Annotated in this window: 16 protein-coding genes and 1 pseudogene (1 of these 17 only partly in view); 9 read left to right on the top strand and 8 right to left on the bottom strand. The window is 61.4% G+C overall.

What is annotated here, in order from left to right:
• Window positions 1-324: a quinohemoprotein amine dehydrogenase subunit gamma gene (gene qhpC / locus HB680_RS29980; RefSeq protein ID WP_054053439.1), complete on the top strand. Its 324-nt coding sequence runs from the start codon at window positions 1-3 to the stop codon at window positions 322-324.
• Between the two features lie 23 nt (window positions 325-347).
• Complete coding sequence (peaD, locus tag HB680_RS29975; RefSeq protein ID WP_213941914.1) at window positions 348-1,466, top strand: quinohemoprotein amine dehydrogenase subunit beta; 1,119 nt, start codon at window positions 348-350, stop codon at window positions 1,464-1,466.
• Between the two features lie 146 nt (window positions 1,467-1,612).
• On the opposite strand, the gene HB680_RS29970 is transcribed toward peaD, so the two are convergent.
• The gene (locus HB680_RS29970; protein ID WP_213941913.1) at window positions 1,613-1,990 is read right to left on the bottom strand and encodes a lysozyme inhibitor LprI family protein; all 378 of its coding nucleotides are present in this window, start codon (window positions 1,988-1,990) and stop codon (window positions 1,613-1,615) included.
• A gap of 81 nt (window positions 1,991-2,071) precedes the next feature.
• Here HB680_RS29970 and HB680_RS32975 point away from each other — a divergent pair.
• Window positions 2,072-2,149, top strand: a pseudogene (locus tag HB680_RS32975) (DUF4381 domain-containing protein); the annotation flags it as partial.
• 22 nt (window positions 2,150-2,171) lie between these two features.
• Here the strand turns inward: HB680_RS32975 and HB680_RS29965 are convergent.
• Entirely contained in the window at window positions 2,172-2,570 is a 399-nt protein-coding gene (locus HB680_RS29965; RefSeq protein WP_213941912.1) for a GFA family protein, read from the bottom strand.
• A gap of 165 nt (window positions 2,571-2,735) precedes the next feature.
• Here HB680_RS29965 and HB680_RS29960 point away from each other — a divergent pair, with 165 nt between their 5' ends.
• Together HB680_RS29960 and HB680_RS29955 are read left to right on the top strand one after the other, a co-directional pair.
• Entirely contained in the window at window positions 2,736-3,224 is a 489-nt protein-coding gene (locus tag HB680_RS29960) for an SRPBCC family protein (protein ID WP_213941911.1), read from the top strand.
• The gene (locus tag HB680_RS29955; protein ID WP_213941910.1) at window positions 3,225-4,025 is read left to right on the top strand and encodes an aminoglycoside phosphotransferase family protein; all 801 of its coding nucleotides are present in this window, start codon (window positions 3,225-3,227) and stop codon (window positions 4,023-4,025) included.
• Between the two features lie 650 nt (window positions 4,026-4,675).
• Here the strand turns inward: HB680_RS29955 and inhA are convergent.
• Window positions 4,676-5,362, bottom strand: coding sequence for an isonitrile hydratase (gene inhA, locus HB680_RS29950; RefSeq protein WP_213941909.1), 687 nt, complete (start codon window positions 5,360-5,362; stop codon window positions 4,676-4,678).
• Between the two features lie 90 nt (window positions 5,363-5,452).
• On the opposite strand from inhA, the gene HB680_RS29945 reads away from it, so the two are divergent.
• A complete protein-coding gene (locus tag HB680_RS29945) occupies window positions 5,453-6,451 on the top strand; it encodes a GlxA family transcriptional regulator (protein WP_213941908.1) in 999 nt (332 codons plus the stop codon).
• Here HB680_RS29945 and HB680_RS29940 read toward each other — a convergent pair.
• The 4 genes from HB680_RS29940 to HB680_RS29925 form a co-directional block, all read right to left on the bottom strand.
• Window positions 6,405-7,304, bottom strand: a complete 900-nt coding sequence (locus tag HB680_RS29940) for an alpha/beta hydrolase (RefSeq protein WP_346657424.1) — start codon at window positions 7,302-7,304, stop codon at window positions 6,405-6,407. The genes HB680_RS29945 and HB680_RS29940 overlap by 47 nt on opposite strands.
• A 217-nt stretch (window positions 7,305-7,521) precedes the next feature.
• Window positions 7,522-7,911: a hypothetical protein gene (locus HB680_RS29935; RefSeq protein WP_213941906.1), complete on the bottom strand. Its 390-nt coding sequence runs from the start codon at window positions 7,909-7,911 to the stop codon at window positions 7,522-7,524.
• A 547-nt stretch (window positions 7,912-8,458) separates the two neighbouring features.
• Entirely contained in the window at window positions 8,459-10,285 is a 1,827-nt protein-coding gene (locus HB680_RS29930) for a glycoside hydrolase family 15 protein (protein WP_213941905.1), read from the bottom strand.
• Window positions 10,278-11,078, bottom strand: coding sequence for a glucose 1-dehydrogenase (locus HB680_RS29925; protein ID WP_213941904.1), 801 nt, complete (start codon window positions 11,076-11,078; stop codon window positions 10,278-10,280). The genes HB680_RS29930 and HB680_RS29925 overlap by 8 nt, the downstream gene beginning before the upstream one ends.
• A 261-nt stretch (window positions 11,079-11,339) precedes the next feature.
• On the opposite strand from HB680_RS29925, the gene HB680_RS29920 reads away from it, so the two are divergent.
• Window positions 11,340-12,512: an MFS transporter gene (locus HB680_RS29920; RefSeq protein WP_213941903.1), complete on the top strand. Its 1,173-nt coding sequence runs from the start codon at window positions 11,340-11,342 to the stop codon at window positions 12,510-12,512.
• A gap of 110 nt (window positions 12,513-12,622) precedes the next feature.
• On the opposite strand, the gene HB680_RS29915 is transcribed toward HB680_RS29920, so the two are convergent.
• Window positions 12,623-13,756, bottom strand: coding sequence for a cupin-like domain-containing protein (locus HB680_RS29915; protein WP_213941902.1), 1,134 nt, complete (start codon window positions 13,754-13,756; stop codon window positions 12,623-12,625).
• Between the two features lie 130 nt (window positions 13,757-13,886).
• Here HB680_RS29915 and HB680_RS29910 point away from each other — a divergent pair, with 130 nt between their 5' ends.
• Together HB680_RS29910 and HB680_RS29905 are read left to right on the top strand one after the other, a co-directional pair.
• The gene (locus tag HB680_RS29910; RefSeq protein WP_213941901.1) at window positions 13,887-14,621 is read left to right on the top strand and encodes an alpha/beta fold hydrolase; all 735 of its coding nucleotides are present in this window, start codon (window positions 13,887-13,889) and stop codon (window positions 14,619-14,621) included.
• A 249-nt stretch (window positions 14,622-14,870) separates the two neighbouring features.
• Window positions 14,871-21,222: the 5' portion of a non-ribosomal peptide synthase/polyketide synthase gene (locus HB680_RS29905; protein WP_213941900.1), read on the top strand. 6,002 nt of this gene lie beyond the right edge of the window; 6,352 of the gene's 12,354 nt are visible here — the first part of the coding sequence; it begins with the start codon at window positions 14,871-14,873; the stop codon falls past the right edge of the window.

Genomic DNA, 21,222 nt, shown 5'->3' with positions numbered 1-21,222 from the left:
ATGAAACATCTCAAGGCAATCAATAACAAAGCGCTGAAAATGGACAAGGCCGCGGAGGAAAACCGCATCGAAGAAGTGGTGGCGATGAGCTCCGTCGCCGGCTGCGCCTCGACCACTGACCCGGGCTGGGAAATCGATGCGTTCGGCGGCGTGTCGTCGCTGTGCCAGCCGATGGAAGCCGACTTGTATGGCTGCTCCGACCCGTGCTGGTGGCCGGCCCAGGTGCCCGACATGATGAGCACCTACCCGGACTGGAACAAGGACGCGCAGGCCTCCAACGACAACTGGCGCAACCTCGGGACTGTCTTTCCAAAAGACAAGTGATCGGACCTCAAAAGGATTCCAGCATGCGTAGCATTAAAGCCTGCGGCCTGGCCGCGTTCGCCGTCCTGAGCGTCTGTTCGCTCACTGTTCTGGCCGATGAAAACACGGCACTGCAAGACGGTCACGAGTACATGTTGACCACCAATTACCCGAACAACCTGCACGTGATCGACCTGGCCACCGACACCCTGTTCAAGACCTGCAAGATGCCGGACGCCTTCGGCCCGGGCACCGTGCAACTGTCGCCGGATCGCAAGACCGCGTATGTACTGAACAATCACTACGCGGACATCTACGGCGTCGAACTGGACAGTTGCAAGCAAGTCTTCCACGCCAGCATCACCCAGAAACCGGGGGAGAAAGCCAAGTCGATGTTCGCCTTCACCTTGAGCCATGACGGCAAGGAATTGTTCGCCATCGCCAACCCGACGTTGATGCTCAACGACCGCTATGAGGTGCAGCAACCCCGGCTCGATGTCTACGCCACCGACGCCGGCATGGACGCCAAACCGGTGCGCAGTTTTCCGGCGCCCCGGCAGTTGACCATCATGCAAAGTGGCGACGACGGCACGCTGTATGTGGCGGGGGCGGACGTATACAAGGTGAATGTGAAGACCGGCAAGTTCGACGTGCTGATCCCCAGCCGTCACTGGAAACGCGAGAACTACAGCGCGCCGGACGTGCTCTACGTATGGAACCAGCAGACCTGGCGCCATGACTTCTCGCTGCTCTACACCGCCGCGAAATTCAAGGACAAGAAGCAGGATCCGTTGACCGCCGAGTACCTCTACGGGCTGTTCAGCATCGACCTGAAAACTGGCAAGACCGAAACCACCGACTTCGGCCCTTTGACGGAAATCTATTTCAGCGGCATGCGCTCACCCAAGGACCCGAACCTGATGTTCGGCGTGCTCAACCGCTTGGCCAAGTACGACATCAAGCAGAAGAAAATGCTCCAGGCGGCGACGCTGGATCACTCCTACTACTGCATTTCCTTCAACAAGGACGGCAGCAAGATCTACCTGGCCGGGACGTTTAATGACGTGGCGATTTTTGATGCCGAAAGTATGAAGCAGGTGGGGAATATCAAGTTGCCGGGTGGGGATATGGCGATTACCACGGCGCAGATATTTGTTCGGTAATTACGGCGCCTGAGAGGACGCCTTCGCGGGCAAGCCCGCTCCCACATTGGTTTTGCGTCGATCACAAATCCAGTGTGGGAGCGGGCTTGCTCGCGAAGAGGCCCTAGAAAACAATCGAGAAATTACTGCCCCGGCACCGGGCAACTCTAATCCCCTTCCTCACACTTCAAGTAAGTCTTGAACGCCTCGACCCGTGCCTTGGTCAGCCCGGTGGTGCAGTTGCTGTAAATCAACGGATACACACTGCCACCCTCAACCCCGGAGGCCGAGAACTTGCACTCCGCATCGCGAAACGCCACCCAACTGCGCTGGGCGCTGACCAACAGCTTCTTGGCATCGGGACTGTCCTTCAACCGCTGGTTGATCTGCTGATACAGCGTATTCAACTCTTTGTCCGCAGCCTTGTACTGCTGCGCGGCGCACTGATTCATATCGCCCTGGGTGTTGGCGTTGTCACAGTCCACGGCATGGGCGGCGGTGGTGAACAGCAGCGGCAGCAGCGCCAGGAGAAAGCGTGGGGGCATGGGATTCTCACGGTGAAGTTGGAAAGTTGGGGGGCAGTGTAGCGAATCCGCGATTCATCACTATCCCCTGTGGGAGCGGGCTTGCTCGCGAAAGCGGTGTGTCAGGCAACATCAATGTCGACTGACACACCCTCTTCGCGAGCAAGCCCGCTCCCACAGGGAATTATGTGACCTGATGAATCTATGCCTGCCCCTCCGGACATTTTTCAACCGATTCATATTCAAGCCAAGGCACATCATGCACCGTCCAGATATGCGCCTGCGGCCTCACGCCCGGATCAACATCAAGCGTCGCCACCCGCACAATCACGTGCGGCTGCGCCAAGCGCTCCGCCATTAACTGCGAGCCACACACCGAACAGAAATGCCGCAGCTTGCCCGGCGACGACTCATAGCTGCTCAACCAATCCTGACCCTTGGTCCAGCGAAAGTGCTCGCGCATCACCCCGGCGGTCGAGGCGAACGCAGCGGAGTGGGCCTTACGGCAGGTCTGGCAATGGCAGTGGGCGATGGGCATGTCGAGGCTGTCGAGCTGGTATTCGATGGTTTTGCACAGGCAACTGCCGGTGAGGCTATTCATGAGGTTCTCCGGTGGGGCTAGCCAACGCTTATCGTTAATCCAGAATGGATGGGCTGAAATACAGCCTAATATTTCAGACTATGTTGATAGTCGCACTGGCTTGATACAACTTTAGGGTTGGTCTTGTGGTCTTACAGGCCTACTGTTCAGTACAGGAGGTGACTTATGAATCCAGCATCAGATCGCATCGAAAGAAAGATTTTGCTCAAGGCGCCGCGTTCGCACGTTTGGCGCGTGTTGGCCAATGCCGAGGCGTTTGGCCAGTGGTTTGGCGTGGCGCTTGAGGGCAAGCGCTTTGTTGCCGGTGAGTGGACGCAGGGGCAGATCACGTATCCCGGTTATGAACACTTGTTGTGGAATGTGCTGGTGGAGCGAGTCGAGCCGGAGCGGGTGTTTTCGTTTCGCTGGCACCCGTATGCCGTGGAACCGGACGTCGATTATTCTCAGGAGCCGACCACACTGGTGCTGTTCGAACTCGAAGACATGGATGACGGCACCTTGCTGAAGGTGACCGAGTCCGGTTTCGATCATATTCCGCAAACCCGTCGGCTCAAGGCTTTCCGCATGGACAGCCGAGGGTGGGATGAGCAGATGAGCAATATCGAAGAGTTTCTGAAAACCAGCGCCAAGGCCCGGGAACATCAGGGAGAGTGAATGTTTGAACCCTGGTTGAAGCGCTGGGCGCTGGTGCCGGAAGGCGAGCCGATCATCACGCCTGGCAGTCGTTTGCTGCCGGTACGGATGGGTGAAGTACCGGCGATGTTGAAGGTGGCGCTGGATGCCGAGGAAAAATTCGGCAATCTGCTGATGACCTGGTGGGACGGCGAGGGCGCCGCCCAGGTGTTCGCCCATCACGGTGACGGATTGTTGATGGAACGCGCGATGGGCCGGCGTTCACTGAGGAACATGGCGCTCAACGGGCAGGATGACGAAGCCAACCAGATCATGTGCGCGGCGGTGGCGCGTTTGCATGCGCCGCGCACGTCGCCATTGCCGCCGCTGGTACCGTTGTCGCAATGGTTCCGCTCGTTGTATTGGGCAGCCGAGCAGTACGGCGGCCTCTATTCGCTCAGTCTTTCCACCGCCGAAGCCTTGCTGGCTGAACCACAGGATGTGGTCGTGCTACACGGCGATATCCACCACGACAATATTCTGGATTTTGGCCCGCAAGGCTGGCTCGCCATCGATCCCAAGCGAGTGATTGGTGAGCGCGGTTTCGATTACGCCAACCTGATTTGCAACCCTGAACTGCCGACGGCAACGGACCCGCTGCGCTTTGCGCGACAAATCAAGGTCGTGTCGAAAGCGGCGGGGCTTGAGCGTCGGCGCTTGCTGCAATGGGTGTTGGCTTTTGCCGGATTGTCGGCGGCATGGTTTTTGGAGGACGGCGAGAGCCTGGCGGCCGAAGGTCAGCTGCACGTCGCTAAACTCGCGGCTTCCATGCTGGATGCCTGAGGTGTCTAAGGGTTTTCGGAAGGGGTGGTATAGCGAATGTCTTACACGCGGTAGTAGCTATGTCGTCTATTGCACATTGGATCCGAAGCGTAATCTAGCCTCATCAACTGAAGCACAGGAAGTGCTCAGGATCACGGACGATCGACCATAAGCAAGGATTCGCTGCCGACAGGGAGTCGACATGGTCTTGGGAAAAACCCGCTTCGGCGGGTTTTTTTTCGCCTGCTGAAAAGTGGGCTGGATTTGTGGAAGTGAGCCATACCCAAATACCGCGCCGAACCGAAATCTCCCTGTGGGAGCGGGCTTGCTCGCGAAAGCGGTCTGTCAGTGACATGGATGCTGGATGTGCCGCCGTCTTCGCGAGCAAGCCCGTTCCCACAGGGAAAAACGGCCATCAATGGTCAATCGCTTACACGCACTCGCGGGTATGTCGTCTGTTTAAGCTTCGGCGATGCGCCTATTCTGGATCCATCAACTGAAGCACAGGAAGTGCTCAGGATCACGGATGATCGACCATTAGCCAGGAAGGCTGCCGACAGGATGTCGCAATGGTCTTGAGAAACCCGCCTCGGCGGGTTTTTTTATGGACGATGGAAAAGTCCGTGCGAAACCTGTGGTGGCAAGGGCATTGGCCCCGCCGCCCCGATTACTTAATTCAGGTTCAACCTGGTCGCTACCCGCTCGGTGATCAGTTTGCGCTGCACGAACGATGGCGCCGCACGCCGTTGCGCTTCTTCTACAATGCTCTGCGGCGCAGTTGCCGGGCTGCCGGCCTGGAATGGTGGCGCTGGCGCGTATTCCAGTTGCAACTGCACCACTTGCGCCGTGTCCTTGCCGAACAACTCGGCGGCCAGGGTCAGGGCAAAATCGATACCCGCGGTGATGCCGCCACCGGTAAACAGATTGCCGTCGCGCACGACCCGATCTTTCACCGGGATCGCGCCCAATGTTTCGAGCAAGTCGTGATAAGCCCAATGTGTGGTAGCGCGTTTGCCCTTGAGCAGGCCTGCCGCACCGAGCACCAGCGAACCGGTGCACACTGAGGTGACGTAACGGGCATTCGCCGCCTGCGTCTTGATGAACGCCAAGGTAACTTCATCCTCCATCAACGGCCCGACACCGGCGCCACCCGGGATGCAAATCACATCCAGCGCCGGGCAATCGTCGAAGGTGGTGGTCGGTTTCAGCACCAGCCCGGTGCTGGCAGTGACCGGCACCAAATCCTTCCAGATCAAATGCACCTTCACGTCCGGCAGCGAGGCCAACACGTCATAAGGACCGGTGAGGTCCAGTTGCTGAACCTGCGGAAACAATAGAAAACCGATCTGCAACGTCATGGCGTTTATCTCCTGATGGGGGTGGACGGCTTCACTGTAGGCTCGTAGGCTTTGGCGTATCCGCCAATTACCCCACGAATTACGCCAATCATGCCGAAATCCATTCATGTGCTCGCGTTTGCCAACGTGCAAGTGCTGGACGTCACCGGACCGTTGCAGGTATTCGCCTCGGCCAATGACATTGCCCGGCAACTGGGTTTGCCGACGCCCTATGCTCCGACGGTAATTGCCAGCGGTGGTGGGGCGTTGATGTCGTCTGCGGGCTTGGCGCTGTTGGCCGAGCCGTTGCCTTTGGGCGGCAGCGACACGTTGATCATCGCCGGTGGCTGGGGCGTTTACTCGGCGGCGGAGGACGCGCAACTGGTGGAATGGGTGCGCGAACAAGGAGCCGGTTGCCGACGGGTGTCGTCGGTCTGTACCGGCGCATTTTTGCTGGCAGCCAGTGGCTGGCTCGATGGGCGGCGGGTGGTGACCCACTGGACCCGTTGCGAGGAATTGGCGCAAAAGCACCCGCGCCTGCACGTCGAACCCAACCCGATCTTCATCAACGACGGCCCGGTCTGGACCTCGGCCGGCGTCACCGCCGGCATCGACCTCGCGCTGGCGATGGTCGAAGAAGACCTCGGTCGCGCCATGGCCCTGGACGTTGCCCGGCAATTGGTGGTGTTTCTCAAACGCCCGGGCGGCCAGTCGCAGTTCAGCGTGACCTTGTCCTTGCAGCAGGAAGGCAACCGTTTCGACGAACTTCATGCCTGGATCAGCGAAAACCTGACCAAAGATCTCGGGGTCCCAACCCTGGCTTTGCAAGCCGGCATGAGCGAACGCAGCTTCATTCGTCACTACCGCACCGACACCGGCCAGACCCCGGCCCGGGCCATCGAACTGATTCGGGTCGAAACCGCACGACGACTGCTCAGCGATACCGGTGTGCCAATCAAACGGGTCGCGGTGCAATGCGGGTTCGGCAGCGAAGAAACCCTGCGCCGCAGTTTCCTGCGGGCCATGGGGGTGACGCCGCAGGCCTATCGCGAGCGCTTCAGCGTCAGCCTTTCAGTAGATCCGCTTTCAGTAGATCCAGCAGTGCCTTGATCGTCGCGTCGGGCGCCTCTTCGGGAATGTTATGCCCGACACCTGCCAGCACACGCCGCTCGTAACGACCCGTAAAGTGCTCGATGTCGTCGTCTTCCTCCGGCGCCGGCCCCACACCGTCGTCAGCCCCGCACAGGGAAATCGTCGGCACGCTGATCGGCGGTTGTTTGGCTAATGCCTGTTCCATCCCTTCCAGCGCCGGATCGCCCGCGACATACATGAACCGATGCCGATACGAGTGAATCACCACCTCGACGAAATCCGGGTTATCGAAGGCCGGCGCACTCAACGGATAACGCTCGGCGTTTCGGGCCCAGGTCGGCGACCACAGGCGCCAGAGCCATTCGCAGAAGGCGCGGCGATTCTGGGTCAGGCCATCTACCCCACGCTGTGTGTGGAAGTAGAACTGATACCAGAGCCGATGCTCGGTCTGCGGGTCTCGTGGTTTGATTGAGCGGGGAATGTTCTGCAGATTGTAGCCATCCCCCGTGACCAGGCAGCGAACCCGCTCCGGCCACAGCGCCGCCACAATGCACGCCGCGCGTCCGCCCCAGTCATAGCCGCAAAACGCGGCTTGCGGGATGGCGAGGGCGTCCATCAAGTCCAGCAGATCCCGGGCGAGCGCCGCTTGTTGGCCGGAACGCAGGGTGTCGGGGCTGTTGAAACGGGTCGGGCCGTAGCCGCGCAGGTACGGGACGATGACGCGATAGCCTTGTGCGGCGAGAGTCGGAGCGATTTCGTCGTAGGCGCGGGGCGAGTAGGGGAAGCCGTGAAGCAGGATGATGGGGTCGCCGGTGGTGGGGCCGTGGTGTTCGTAGGCGATGGTCAGAGTAGGGGTTTCAACAGTGTGAATGGCGGGTGGCTGGGTCACGGGCAAACTCCTGAGCGAAGGCATCCGACAACACTAGATCATCTACATGACTTTAAGTCGACGCTGAACCTGTGGCGAGGGAGCGTGCTCCCGTTCGACTGCGCAGCAGTCGCGAAGGCTGATGGGACCGCTTCGCGCTCCAGCGGGAGCAAGCTCCTTCGCCACAGATGTCATTTCGGTCAAAGAGGTTATTTCAGCCTCAGACTTCCACTTCCACCACCTGATTAAAATACTTCGACCGATCCGGCGTAAACGTCACCACCATTCTGGTCCGCGAGCAGGTCAACGCGCGCTCTGCCGCCAGATCAATATCCAGGTCTTCCCCGCGCAAACCCTGCCATTGCGCCAGGTATTTGAGCGATCCGTACTTTTCGAGTTTTTTCAGGCTGCGGCTCACGCCACCTTTCCAGCCCAGCACCGGCAGTTCGCCGGCGAGGCACTGTTGGGCGATGTCGGGGAATCGGGTAGCGCGTTGGCGGCCGATTTCCCAGCATTTGATCAGGCCCTTGTCGTGGGCTTCCCACAGTTCATTCCGGTTGAGGCCGGAACGCAGTGGCGCGTCGATGGTGCGGTGGATGTGCTGGGTCATTCTGTTTCCTTGAATTCGGGTTTTGTTGGACAGCTCCGCTGTACCCGTTGACGGTGGATGTTAGGGGGGGATGTAACGGCTGGCAACAAGGTATTTCCGGCTGTAGGAAACATAGGCGGGAAGGTTGAGTGATGAGGTGTGTTTGGTTGTCGTAGGTCCCTGGCCTACACACCTTTGTGGCGAGGGAGCTTGTCCCCGCTCGGCTGCACAGCAGCCGTAAAACCAGCAAATACGGTACTTCTGGCGCGATGAGGTGGCTGGTTAGGAGGGGCCGCTGCGCGACCCAACGGGGGCAAGCCCCCTCGTCACAGGGGATGTGCGGTGGTCAGAAGGGGGGGTGTTTTATTTGTTGTTTGCATTGTGAAAGGGATATTTCCGACAAGATCTATCGGTTTTGGATGACGGGTTCAGGTCGCTGTTTTTTGCGGTTTTGCTGATGGCCTCTTCGCGAGCAAGCCCGCTCCCACATTTTGGAATGCATTTCCTCTGTTGGAATACATTCCAAAATGTGGGAGCGGGCTTGCTCGCGAAGGCATGCGACACGATCTCAAGGCTGCCAGTAATTCTTCTCCCCACTCAATTTCCGATCGAGAAAACTCGCCGCGCTGATCAGCGCCAGATGGGTCAACGCCTGCGGCGTATTCCCGAGGTGCCGCGCATGGCTGTCGAACTCTTCGGCATATAGCCCAAGAGGGTTGGCATACCGCAGCAACTGTTCAAACTCCAGGTGCGCCTTTTCCACCTGGCCGGCCCGGGCCAGGCATTCGACGTACCAGAACGAGCACGCGGCGAAGGCGCCTTCGGTGCCGGATAAGCCGTCGATCTGGCTGTCGTCGTTGCGGTAGCGGTAAACCATGCCGTCGCGTACCAGGGTTTTCTGGATCGCTTCCAGGGTCGAGAGCCAGCGCGGGTCCTTGGCGCTGACGAAACGCACCAGCGGCATCAGCAGCATCGAGCCGTCGAGGGCGGTGCCGCCAATGTGCTGCACGAAGTGCCCGCGCTCTTCGTTCCAGAAGTTGTCCCAGATGTCGGCGTAGATCGCCTGGCGGGTCTGGTCCCAACGGGCGAACGGGGCGGGTAACGAACGTTTCGAGGCGAGGCGAATGGCCCGGTCCACGGCGACCCAGCACATCAGTCGCGAGTGCAAAAAGTGATGCTGCTCGCCGCGCATCTCCCAGATGCCGACGTCTTCGGTCTGCCAGGTTTCGCAGACTTGATCCACCACTTCCACCGTGTGTTTCCAGCCTTCATGGGAAATGGCTTCGCCGTATTTATTGACCAGGTACACCGCGTCCATCAGTTCGCCGAAGATATCGAGCTGGATCTGATCGTAAGCCTGATTGCCGATGCGCACCGGTTTGGCGCCGCCGTGGCCGGACAGGTGGGTGAGTTCGGTTTCCGGCAATTCCTGGCGCCCGTCGATGGCATAGAGGATGTTGATTTTCATCGACTGGCCATGGCAATCGCTGACCCGATGGCGCATCCATTTCATGTAGGCGTTGGCTTCCTCGACAAAACCCAGGCGCATAAAGGCGTAAACGGTAAACGAGGCGTCGCGGATCCAGGTGTAGCGGTAGTCCCAGTTACGCTCGCCGCCCGGGGTTTCCGGCAGGCCGAAGGTGGCGGCGGCGAGAATCGCGCCGTGTTTGCGTGAGGTCAGCAGTTTCAGGGCCAGGGCCGAGCGGTTAACCATTTCGCGCCAGCGCCCGCGATAGTTGGACTGGCCGATCCAGTCGCGCCAGAACTTCAGGGTGCGTTCCATGCACAGTTCGGCGGCGCCTTCCTGGAAGCGCGGATCGTCGATGGCGCCCAGCAGAAATGCTGCGCTTTCACCTTGTTTGAGGGTGAATTCGGCGATGGTGGCGTTGCCATCAAGGCTCAGGGATTGGTCCGAAGACAAGCGCATCGCTGGCTGATCCGCAGCTTCAAAGGCCACATCCTGGCCATCCATGCGCGCGCGGGTCTTGGCGCGGGCGTAGTCATGCCGCACCGCGCAACGCATGCGCATCGTCGCGGTGCCGCTCACCACCCGCACCCGGCGCATCAGCATGGGCAAGTCGTCTTCGCTGTCGCCGATGGGCAGCAGGTCGGTGACTTCGACCACGGCGCGATCGCTCAGCCAGCGGGTTTGCAGCACGTTGGTGTCCGGCAGGTAGATTTGCTCGCGTCGCGCGTCGGGGAGGTCCGGGGCCAACTGGAAGATCCCGGCCTCGGGGGTGTCCAGCAGCGAGCAGAAAATCGATGGGCTGTCGAACTCCGGCCAGCAGAAGAAATCCACGCTGCCCTTGTCGTTGACCAGCGCCGCGCTGCGCATGTCGCCAATGATGCCGTGGGCGTCGATGGCGCTTTGTCGTTCGGGATGATGATCAGCCATTGCCACGGAACTCCGGATAGAGGCTCATGCCGCCGTCGATAAACAGGGTGGTGCCGACGATGTAGTCGGACGCATCGGAGGCGAGGAACACCACGGCGTTGGCGATATCGTCGACATCACCGATGCGGCCGTAGGGGATGAGTTTAAGCAGCTCCTGCGCGGCGTCGCCCTCGGTTTCGGCACGGTTTATCGCCGTGCGAATCGCCCCCGGCGCGATGCCGTTGATGCGGATTTTATGCTGGCTGACTTCCTGGGCCAGGGTCTGCATCAGCATGTCGACGCCGCCCTTGGACGCGGCGTAATTGACATGCCCGGCCCACGGAATGCGCTGGTGCACCGAACTCATGTGAATGATCTTGCCGGCCGCCTTGGACACGCCTTGGCGAATGCCTTGTTGATTGAAAATCCGCAACGCGGCGCGGGCACAGAGGAACTGGCCGGTGAGGTTGACACCAATCACCTGGTTCCAGTCGGCGAGGCTCATGTCCACCGCTTTGGCGTCTTTTTGCATCCCGGAATTGGCCACGAGAATATCGAGGAAACCGAAGGCTTCCAGGGTCTGGGCGAACAGCCGTTCGACGTCGGCTTCTTTCGAGACATCGGCGCCGATGGCGATGGCGCGACCGCCGCCGTCATTGATCTGCCGGGCCAACGCTTCGGCGGGTTCGGCCTGGGAATTGTAGTTGATCACGACCGCAGCACCGGCCGCCGCCAGGGCCTTGGCGGCGCCGGCACCGATGCCGGAACTGGCGCCGGTGACCAGGGCAACTTGTTGCTCGAGGGAAATCTGCATGCAGGTTAGCGCCTTGAAGGGAGGGCTTAAATAGCTGACTGATAGGCAGCTATGAGAGTTCAGCGTTGAACATGAAAAGATCGCAGCCTTCGGCAGCTCCTACATGGAAATGCGATCCCCTGTAGGAGCTGCCGAAGGCTGCGATCTTTTGATCTTCAAGGCTTTACCGCACCGAGGCCTTCACATTCCCCCAACAATTCCCCGCTTTCCCCTCAACTCGCCTTATGGCAACTTGCAGGCCCGAATCGAGGCCCGCAACCCATGGCAAACCCCTACCGTGAACTGTTCAAAGCCCCCGGCGCCGGGGCCTTCGTGCTGGCCGGGATGATCGCGCGCATGCCGATTTCCATGACTGGCATCGGCCTGATCACCATGCTCTCGCAGTTAAAGGGCGGCTACGGTTTGGCCGGCGCAGTAGCGGCAACCTTCGCCCTGGCCACGGCATTCTGTGCGCCGCAGGTCTCGCGCCTGGTGGATCGCTACGGTCAGGGGCGGATCCTGCCGGTGTCGGCGCTGCTGGGCGGGGGAGCGCTGTTGATGCTGTTGCTCTGCACCCGATTGCAGGCGCCGCACTGGACGCTGTTCGCATTCGCCGCTCTGGCCGGTTGCATGCCGAGCATGTCGGCGATGGTCCGGGCGCGCTGGACCGAGCTCTATCGCGGCCAGCCGCAGCTGCAAACCGCGTATGCCCTGGAATCGGTGCTGGATGAGGTCTGCTTTATCGTCGGCCCACCGCTGTCGGTGGGGCTGTGCGTGGTGGCGTTCCCCGAGGCCGGGCCGTTGGCGGCGTTGTTGATGCTGGCGATCGGGGTTACGGCGTTTGTGTTGCAGCGTGGCACCGAACCGCCGGTGCATCCCCACGAAGTTCAGCATCAGGGCTCGATCATTCGCTCCGGTGAAATCCGCCTGCTGATGCTGCTGATGACCGCCATGGGTGTGATCGTCGGCGTGGTGGACGTGGTCAGCGTCGCCTTCGCTCAGCAGCAGGGGCAACCGGCGGCGGCGAGTATCGTGCTGTCGGTGTACGCCATCGGTTCGTGCCTGGCCGGGTTGGCGTTTGGCGCATTGCGCTCTAAATTGCCGTTGCCGAGGCTGTTCCTGTATGGCGGTGTGATGACCGCCATCACCACGTTGCCGCTGCTGTTGGCGACGAATGTTTTCGGGTTGGCACTGGCGGTGTTTGTAGCGGGGCTGTTCTTTGCGCCGACACTGATTGTGGCAATGGCCTTGGTGGAGCGTATCGTCACGCCGGCCAAACTGACCGAAGGCCTGACGTGGCTGATCACCGGGTTGAGCATCGGCGTGGCAATTGGCGCGGCGAGCTCCGGGTGGCTGGTGGATGCGTTTGGTGCGCGTAGCGGGTTTTGGGTGGCGATTGCGGCGGGGGCGGTGGTGCTGGGATCGGCCATCCAGAGCTTCCGCCATTTGAAATAAATAACCCCCTGTGGGAGCGGGCTTGCTCGCGAAAGCGGTGTGTCAGTCGACGAATAGGCTGAATGACCCACCGCTTTCGCGAGCAAGCCCGCTCCCACAGGGGATCTTTATTACCAGCCCCGGCCCGAGTTAACCCAGAAATTCACTGACAACGATGTCGACACCGACTCCACCTGATGGAACCAGCCCTCCGGCAAAAACAGCAAATCCCCAGCTTCTAATGTCACCCGCATAAACGTCACATCCCGCGCCTGCGGGAAGCGCTGATAATCCGGCGCATCCGGGTTGAAGTCGCAGCCGTCCAGTCCGCCCTTGGGCGCGGTGGACCAGGTGCCGAGCGCTTCGCGGTGATGCGGCGCGGCGAGGGTGAAGGTTTTCTGGCCCCAGACCTGGGCGAACAGGTTATCGGTGTCGTCGCGGTGCAACGGTGTCAGGGTGCCTTTGGGGCCGATCCAGATTCGTGGTGGGATGAACAGCGACTGATCGAAGTACGGCGGGTACTTGATCTGCTGCATCAACTGCGCCGGCAGGATGTTGTTGCCCATATATGCTGGTGGCTCGCCGTTCGCGCCTTTGACCGCCGGGCTGTCCAGTGAGGCAATGAACTCGGCCATGGACGTGGAGCGGAAATCCCGCTCGGTGGAGAAGGTTTTCTTCACGTAGTCGCCATGGCGGGTGATGCCCTGCAGTTCGGCGAAATGCACCAGCGACTCTTCGCGGCTGAGCTTGAACAGAGGCCAGTCCTGCAAGGCGTCGCTGATGACCAGCGGGATGCCGTTGGGCAAATAGTGGGAATCGAATTCGTGCTTCGACAGTTCGCTGCGCGGCCGGCGTTCGACCGTGCGCTGGGTCGGCAGGCTGGCGGTGAGCCGTTCGCTGAAGCGCGGCGGGGTCGGGTAGCGCTTGTTCATGTCGACCTTTTCCACCACCGCAGCGCCATGCCGGGCGTGGTCGATGATCTGCGGCAGCATCGTCGCCAGGCCCATGTTGCCGCCAATCTTCAAGCGGCCGCTGGCGAACAGTTCCTCGACGTTGGCCACGCCGCCCATGATTCCGAGAAAGTCTTTTTCCGCCACTTCAATGGTCACGTCGGGGCTGGCGTGGCGTCCGGCTTCGGTGCGGCTGCTGGCCTTGACCTCGGACCAGTACGCCTGGTGCGGGCCGAAGACGAATTGAAAAACCCCTTCGATGCCGACGGCGCCGGCATTGGCGAACAGTTTGCCCAGGATGGTCTGCAGGTCCACGACGTTCACTCTTGTTGGTTTTGGTCTGAAGAAAGAACGAGCACTTGCGCGGGAAATTTAACCCGTCGCGACTAATTTGCGCGGGCGTTGAAGCGTTCCTTAGTACAGACATCTTTTTGAGGAACCCGCGGTGACCAAGCTGACTCTGCTGTGCCTGCCGTATTCCGGCGCCAGTGCCATGGTCTACAGCCGCTGGCGGCGCAAGTTGCCGGAGTGGCTGCAACTGCAACCGGTGGAATTACCGGGCCGTGGCGCGCGTTTCGACGAACCGCTGCACACCGATATGCGTGCGCTGGCCATGCAATTGGCCAAGGAACTGCGCCCGACGTTGAAAGCGCCGTATGCCTTGTTCGGCCACAGCCTCGGCGCGTTGATGGCCTGCGAACTGGCCCACGCCTTTCGTGCGCTCGGTTGCCCTGAGCCCGTTGCGCTGTTCGCCTCAGGCACTGCCGCGCCGACCATGCGCGCTGATTACGACCGTGGTTTCGCCGAGCCCAAGACTGACGCCGAGCTGATCGACCAGTTGCGCACCCTCAACGGCACCAGCGAAGAAGTATTGGCGAATGAAGAGCTGATGAGCCTGACCCTGCCGATCTTGCGCGCCGACTTTTTGTTGTGCGGGCGTTTCCAGCCGGTGCAGCGCCCCTTGCTCAAATGCCCGGTGCACGTGCTCGGCGGCAAGGCCGACAAGGCCACCACCGAACAATTGATCGGCTGGAGCAAGGAAACCCACGGCAGCTTCTCGGTGGACATGCTGGCGGGCGGGCACTTCTTTATTCATGAGCACGAAGCCAAGGTGCTGCGGGTGATCAAGGATCAACTGGATGTGCACCATCGGCGGTATGCCATGGCTGTCAGCGCCTGACTATTCACCCACTCTTCCCCTGTGGGAGCGGGCTTGCTCGCGAATGCGGTGTGTCATTCAGTAAAGATGTTGACTGACACACCGCATTCGCGAGCAAGCCCGCTCCCACATTGATTCATGACAGCCCTGAGCCCCCGCAATACCTCCTTTCTGATACTTGTTCTCAATCGCTAATTTTTCCGGTCTGCATTCGTTTTATAGGGACGACGTGCCTTTGTGCTTCCTGCCTACTGATCCGGATGCTAAGAAATGAATGCTGAAGACTCCTTGAAACTTGCTCGCCGGTTTATCGGGTTGCCCCTGGAAAAGCGCCAGATGTTCCTTGCGGCCTTGCACAAGGAGGGCGTGGATTTCGCCCGTTTCCCGATCCCTCAGGGGGTTGAGGCCGAAGACCGGCAAGCGCTGTCCTACGCCCAGCAACGCATGTGGTTCCTCTGGCAACTGGACCCGCAAAGCGGCGCCTATAATTTGCCGGGCGCGGTGCGCCTGACGGGGCGGCTGAACCTGGCGGCGCTGGATCAGGCGTTTGCCAGCCTGGTCGCGCGTCATGAAACCCTGCGCACGGTGTTCCAGCGTCAGCCGGACGACAGCCTGCAACAAGTGCCGGCCAGTGCGCCGCTGGTGATCGAGCAGGTCGATTTCAGTGGGATGCCGGTGGACCAGCGTGAACACGCGGTCGCCCAGGCAGCCCAGCAGCAGTCGTTGCTGCCGTTCGACTTGGCGGTCGGCCCGTTGCTGCGGGTCAAGTTGCTCAAGCTTGCCGAGCAGGAGCACGTGTTGCTGCTGACCCTGCACCACATCGTTTCCGACGGCTGGTCGATGAACGTGTTGATCGACGAGTTCATTCGTTGCTACGACGCCCATGATGCGGGCGCGCCACCGCAACTCGCGCCGTTGCCGATCCAGTACAGCGACTACGCCTTGTGGCAGCGCCGCTGGCTGGAAGCGGGGGAGCAGGCGCGGCAACTGGAATATTGGCAAACGCAACTGGGCGACGAGCATCCGGTGCTCGAGTTGCCCATCGATCACCCGCGCCCGGCGATGCCGAGCTATCGCGGCACGCGCCATGAGTTCGCGGTGGACGCGCAACTGGCCGAGCAACTGCGTGCGACCGCACAGAAGCACAACATCACTCTATTTATGCTGCTGCTCGGCGCGTTCAATGCGCTGCTGCATCGCTACACCGGGCAGACCGACATCCGCGTCGGCGTGCCGATTGCCAACCGCAACCGTGGTGAAATCGAAGGACTGATCGGTTTCTTCGTCAACACCCAAGTGTTGCGCACCCAGCTCGATGGCCAGACTCGCGTGGTCGATCTGCTCGCCCGCATCAAGGAAACCGCCCTCGGCGCCCAGGCCCATCAGGACCTGCCTTTCGAGCGCCTGGTGGAAGCCTTGAAACTGGAACGCAGCCTGAGTCACACGCCATTATTCCAGGTGATGTACAACCACCAGCCGCAAGTCGCCGACATCACCACAGTGACCACGGCCTCGGGCCTGGAGCTGGGCATGATTGACTGGGAAGGGCGCACCACCCAGTTCGACCTGACCCTGGACACCTATGAAAAGGCCGGCAAGCTGCACGCCGCGCTGACCTACGCCAACGACCTGTTCGACGCCGACACCATCGCGCGCATGGCGCGGCACTGGACGCGTTTGTTGCAGGCCATGGTCGGCGATGTCACCCAGCGCATCGGTGAACTGCCGCTGCTGGACGCCAGCGAACACCAGACCCTGGTCCACGACTGGAACCACACCGCGCAAGCCTATCCGACCGAACAGTGCATCCATCAGTTGATCGAAGCCCAGGCTTCACGCACGCCAGATAACGTCGCGCTGGTGTTCGGCGATGTGACCTTGAGCTATGGGCAACTGGACGCCAAGGCTAACCAACTGGCGCAACTGCTGCGCGAACAGGGCGTGGGCCCGGATGTGCTGGTGGGGATCGCCGTTGAGCGGTCGATTGAAATGGTCGTCGGGCTGCTGGCCATTCTCAAGGCCGGTGGCGCCTATGTGCCGCTGGACCCGGAATACCCCGAGGAACGCTTGGCCTACATGATCGAAGACAGCGCGATTGCGCTGTTGTTGACCCAAAGTTCCCTCGTGCCGCGTCTGCCGACCGAGGGCGTGACGGTGATCACCCTCGATCAGCCGGCGGATTGGCTGGATCGCTACAGCGCTGCCCGCGTACCGGTGGCGATGCACAGCTTGAACCTGGCTTACGTGATCTACACCTCCGGCTCCACGGGTAAACCCAAAGGCGCCGGCAACAGCCATGCGGCGCTGGTCAACCGTTTGTGCTGGATGCAACAGGCGTATGGCCTTGATGGCAGCGACGCGGTGTTGCAGAAAACCCCGTTCAGCTTTGACGTATCGGTCTGGGAGTTTTTCTGGCCGCTGATGACCGGTGCCCGTCTGGTGGTGGCCGCTCCGGGTGAACACCGCGAGCCGGCACGCTTGATCGAGACCATTGGCCGGCACCAGATCAGCACGCTGCACTTTGTGCCGTCGATGCTCCAGGCGTTCATTCATGAACCCGGCGTTGAAGTCTGCAGCAGCCTCAAACGCATCGTGTGCAGTGGCGAAGCGCTGCCGCTGGATGCGCAGTTGCAAGTGTTCAGCAAACTGCCGAAGGCCGGGTTGTATAACTTGTACGGCCCGACCGAAGCGGCCATTGACGTCACCCACTGGACCTGTGTCGATGAAGGCGCCGACAGCGTGCCCATCGGCCAGCCGATTGCCAACCTGCGCACCCATGTCCTCGACGCGCAGTTGCTGCCGGTGCCGGCGGGCGTGGCGGGTGAGTTGTACCTCGGTGGCGCCGGTCTGGCGCGCAGCTACCACCGTCGTCCGGGGCTGACCGCCGAGCGCTTCGTGCCGTGCCCATTCCATGATGGCGCGCGCCTGTACCGCACCGGCGACCGCGTTCGTCAGCGTGCGGACGGGGTGATCGAATACCTCGGGCGGCTCGATCATCAAGTCAAACTGCGCGGCTTGCGCATCGAACTGGGCGAGATCGAAACCCGTTTGATGCAACACCCGCTGGTGCGTGAAGCGGTGGTGCTGGTCCAGGGCGGCAAACATCTGGTCGGTTATCTGGTGCTGGAAAGCGCCGAAGCCGAAGCGCAATGGCAGCAAACCCTCAAGGCCTGGTTGCTCGGCAGCTTGCCGGAATACATGGTGCCGACGTACCTGATGCCACTGGCCAAACTGCCGGTGACCGCCAACGGCAAACTCGACCGCAAAGCCTTGCCCGAGCCGGAAGCCGCCGTGCAGCAAGCCTTTGTCGAACCCCAGGACGCATTGCAAAAAGCCCTCGCGGCGATCTGGCAGGACGTGCTGGGTGTCGAGCGCATTGGCCTGGAAGACAACTTCTTCGAACTGGGCGGTGACTCGATCATCTCGATCCAGGTGGTCAGCCGCGCCCGCCAGGCCGGCATTCGCCTGAGTCCGCGTGACCTGTTCCAGTACCAGACCGTGCGCAGCCTGGCGCTGGTGGCGACGGTTGATCACCTGACCAGTGTCGATCAAGGCCCGGCCACGGGTGCTGTGCTGCTGACGCCGGTGCAGCATTATTTCTTCGAACAACCAATGGCCGAGCGCGGGCACTGGAACCAGTCGTTGTTGCTGGCACCGCGTGAAACGCTAAAAGCCCAGTGGCTGGAAAGCGCACTGACGCGCTTGATCAATCATCACGATGCCTTCCGTTTGCGTTTTGTCGACGGCGCCCAAGGCTGGCAGCAAAGCTATGCCGGCGAAGTGACCGAGTCCGGCCTGTGGCAACGTCAGGCCGACAGCGCTGAAGCGTTGGCCGCCCTGTGCGATGAAGCTCAGCGCAGCCTTGATTTGCAGGACGGTCCACTGCTGCGAGCGATGCTGGTGACGCTGGCCGATGGCGCCCAGCGCCTGTTGCTGGTGATCCATCACCTGGCGGTGGACGGCGTGTCGTGGCGCGTGTTGCTGGAAGATTTGCAGCAGGCTTACACGCAACTGGAAAGCGGCGGCGCGATTGTCCTGTCGAGCAAGACCAGCGCTTATCAGGCCTGGGCCGAGCGTCTGCAACAGCACGCGCCAGCGCTGAGCGAACAGCTCGGTTACTGGCAGCAACAAACCAGCGCACAGGCCTTGCCGTGTGATCGTCCCGACGGTCGCCTGGACAATCGCTTCGGGCAAAAAATCGAATGGCGCCTCGACAGCGAACTGACCCGCCAGTTGCTGCAAAGTGCGCCGGCGGCTTACCGCACCCAGGTCAACGATTTGCTGTTGACCGCACTGGCGCGGGTCATCTGCCGCTGGAGCGGCCAGCCAGCGGCGTTGATTCAGCTCGAAGGTCACGGTCGCGAAGACCTGTTCGATGAACTCGACCTGACCCGCAGCGTGGGCTGGTTCACCAGCCTGTTCCCGGTCAGCCTGCAACCGGCGGCGACGCTGGCGGACTCGATCAAAACGGTCAAGGAACAACTGCGCGCCGTGCCGGGCAAGGGCCTGGGTTATGGCGTGTTGCGCTACCTCGGCGAGCCGGCGCAGCGCGAACAACTGGCGGCCCTGGCGCCGCCACGGATCACCTTCAACTACCTGGGGCAGTTCGATCGCCAGTTCGACGAAACCGCACTGTTTGTGCCGTCCACCGAAGGCAGCGGCCAGGCTCAGGATCCGTCGGCGCCGTTGGCCAACTGGCTGACCGTCGAAGGGCAGGTCTACGGCGGCGAATTGGCCATGAGCTGGGGTTTCAGCCACGAGATGTTCGACGCGGCGACCATCCAGCAATTGGTCGACAGCTACGGCGCCGAACTCCGCGCGCTGATCGAACATTGCGCTGCGCTGGAGACGCCGCAAGCCACGCCATCGGACTTCCCGTTGGCGCGTATCACTCAGGCACAACTCGACGCGCTGCCGGTGTCCGTAGGTCAACTCGACGACCTGTATCCGTTGTCGCCGATGCAGCAGGGCTTGCTGTTCCACACCCTCTACGAACAAGCGGCCGGCGAGTACATCAATCAGTTGCGCGTCGACGTTCAAGGGATTGATCCCGAGCGTTTCCGCGCCGCGTGGCAGGCCACCGTCGATGCTCAGGACATCCTGCGCAGCGGGTTTGTCTGGCAGGGTGAGCTGGAACAGCCGTTGCAAATCGTCCACAAACACGTGCAGTTGCCGTTCAGCGTGCTGGACTGGCGCGCCCGTGGCGATGACGCCGCCGCCCTCGACGGCCTGGCCGAGGCTGAACGCCAACAAGGTTTCGACCTGACCCAGGCGCCGTTGCTGCGTCTGGTGCTGGTGCAAACCGCCGCCGATCAATGGCACCTGATTTATACCCATCACCACATCCTGATGGATGGCTGGAGCAACTCGCAGCTGCTCGGCGAAGTCTTGCAGCGTTATCGCGGCCGAGCGCCGCTGGCGGCTGCCGGGCGTTATCGCGATTACATCGGCTGGCTGCAACGTCAGGACGGGCAACTGAGCGAAGACTTCTGGGGCGAGCAACTGGCGTTCCTGCAAGAGCCGACCCGGTTGGCGCGGGTGGTGTCGGGCAACGAAGCCCTGAGCGGTCACGGCGATCATTTCCAGACTGTGCAAGCCACTGGCACGCAAGCGCTGGAGGCGTTTGCCCGTCAGCAGAAAGTCACCCTCAACACCCTGGTGCAAGCGGCGTGGCTGCTGTTGCTGCAACGCTACACCGGTCACGAAACCGTGGCCTTCGGCGCCACGGTCGCCGGGCGTCCGGCGGATTTGCCGGGCATCGAGCAACAGGTCGGCCTGTTCATCAACACCTTGCCGGTCATCGGCACGCCGCGTCCGGACCAGAGCGTCGGCGCCTGGTTGCAAACCGTGCAGGCGCAAAACCTCAGCCTGCGCGAGTTCGAACACACGCCACTGGCGGATATTCAGCGCTGGGCCGGGCAGGGCGGCGAGGCGTTGTTCGACAACATTCTGGTGTTCGAGAACTACCCGATTGCCCAGGCGCTGCAACAGAGCGCGGAGCAAGGCGTGGTATTCGGCGAGGTCACCAGCCTTGAGCAAACCCACTATGCGTTGAGCGTCGCCGTGACCCTCGGCGAGACGCTGGCGCTGCATTACAGCTTCGACCGCGCGCATTTCGCCAGCGATGCCATCGAGCGCATCAGTGCGCAGTTGCTGCAACTGCTGGAGCAGTTCGCCGAGTCCGCCGCACGCAACCTCGGCGAAATCGCCCTGGCCAGCCCGCAGGAACGGGCGCTGCAACTGGCCAACAACCAGCCGCAACCGTACCCGGTGGATGTCGCCGTGCATCAGCGCATCGCCCAATGGGCGGCCCAGGGCCCGGAGCGCACGGCGGTGATTTTTGCCGGCCAGCGCTTCAGCTATGGCGAGATCGACCGCCGCGCCAATCAACTGGCCCACGCCCTGATCGCTCGCGGTGTCGGCCCGGAAACCCGGGTCGGCGTGGCATTGCCGCGCAGTGAAGGGGTGATCGTCGCGTTGTTGGCGGTGCTCAAGGCCGGTGGCGCGTATGTGCCGCTGGACACCAGTTATCCACGGGAACGCCTGGCGTACCTGATCGAGGATTCCGGGCTGGCGTTGCTGCTGACGGATTCCCGTGTCTCGGCGCAATTGCCCCTCGACG

The organism is Pseudomonas sp. dw_612 (assembly GCF_018449725.1).
GTDB lineage: Bacteria > Pseudomonadota > Gammaproteobacteria > Pseudomonadales > Pseudomonadaceae > Aquipseudomonas.
Note: the sequence above shows the minus strand (reverse complement) of the source record. Positions and strands in the feature narration are given on the sequence as shown.

Coding starts and splice junctions, on each gene's coding strand:
- qhpC (WP_054053439.1), top strand. CDS start 1: ATGAAACATCTCAAGGCAATCAATAACAAAGCGCTGAAAATGGACAAG.
- peaD (WP_213941914.1), top strand. CDS start 348: ATGCGTAGCATTAAAGCCTGCGGCCTGGCCGCGTTCGCCGTCCTGAGC.
- HB680_RS29970 (WP_213941913.1), bottom strand. CDS start 1,990: ATGCCCCCACGCTTTCTCCTGGCGCTGCTGCCGCTGCTGTTCACCACC.
- HB680_RS29965 (WP_213941912.1), bottom strand. CDS start 2,570: ATGAATAGCCTCACCGGCAGTTGCCTGTGCAAAACCATCGAATACCAG.
- HB680_RS29960 (WP_213941911.1), top strand. CDS start 2,736: ATGAATCCAGCATCAGATCGCATCGAAAGAAAGATTTTGCTCAAGGCG.
- HB680_RS29955 (WP_213941910.1), top strand. CDS start 3,225: ATGTTTGAACCCTGGTTGAAGCGCTGGGCGCTGGTGCCGGAAGGCGAG.
- inhA (WP_213941909.1), bottom strand. CDS start 5,362: ATGACGTTGCAGATCGGTTTTCTATTGTTTCCGCAGGTTCAGCAACTG.
- HB680_RS29945 (WP_213941908.1), top strand. CDS start 5,453: ATGCCGAAATCCATTCATGTGCTCGCGTTTGCCAACGTGCAAGTGCTG.
- HB680_RS29935 (WP_213941906.1), bottom strand. CDS start 7,911: ATGACCCAGCACATCCACCGCACCATCGACGCGCCACTGCGTTCCGGC.
- HB680_RS29930 (WP_213941905.1), bottom strand. CDS start 10,285: ATGGCTGATCATCATCCCGAACGACAAAGCGCCATCGACGCCCACGGC.
- HB680_RS29925 (WP_213941904.1), bottom strand. CDS start 11,078: ATGCAGATTTCCCTCGAGCAACAAGTTGCCCTGGTCACCGGCGCCAGT.
- HB680_RS29920 (WP_213941903.1), top strand. CDS start 11,340: ATGGCAAACCCCTACCGTGAACTGTTCAAAGCCCCCGGCGCCGGGGCC.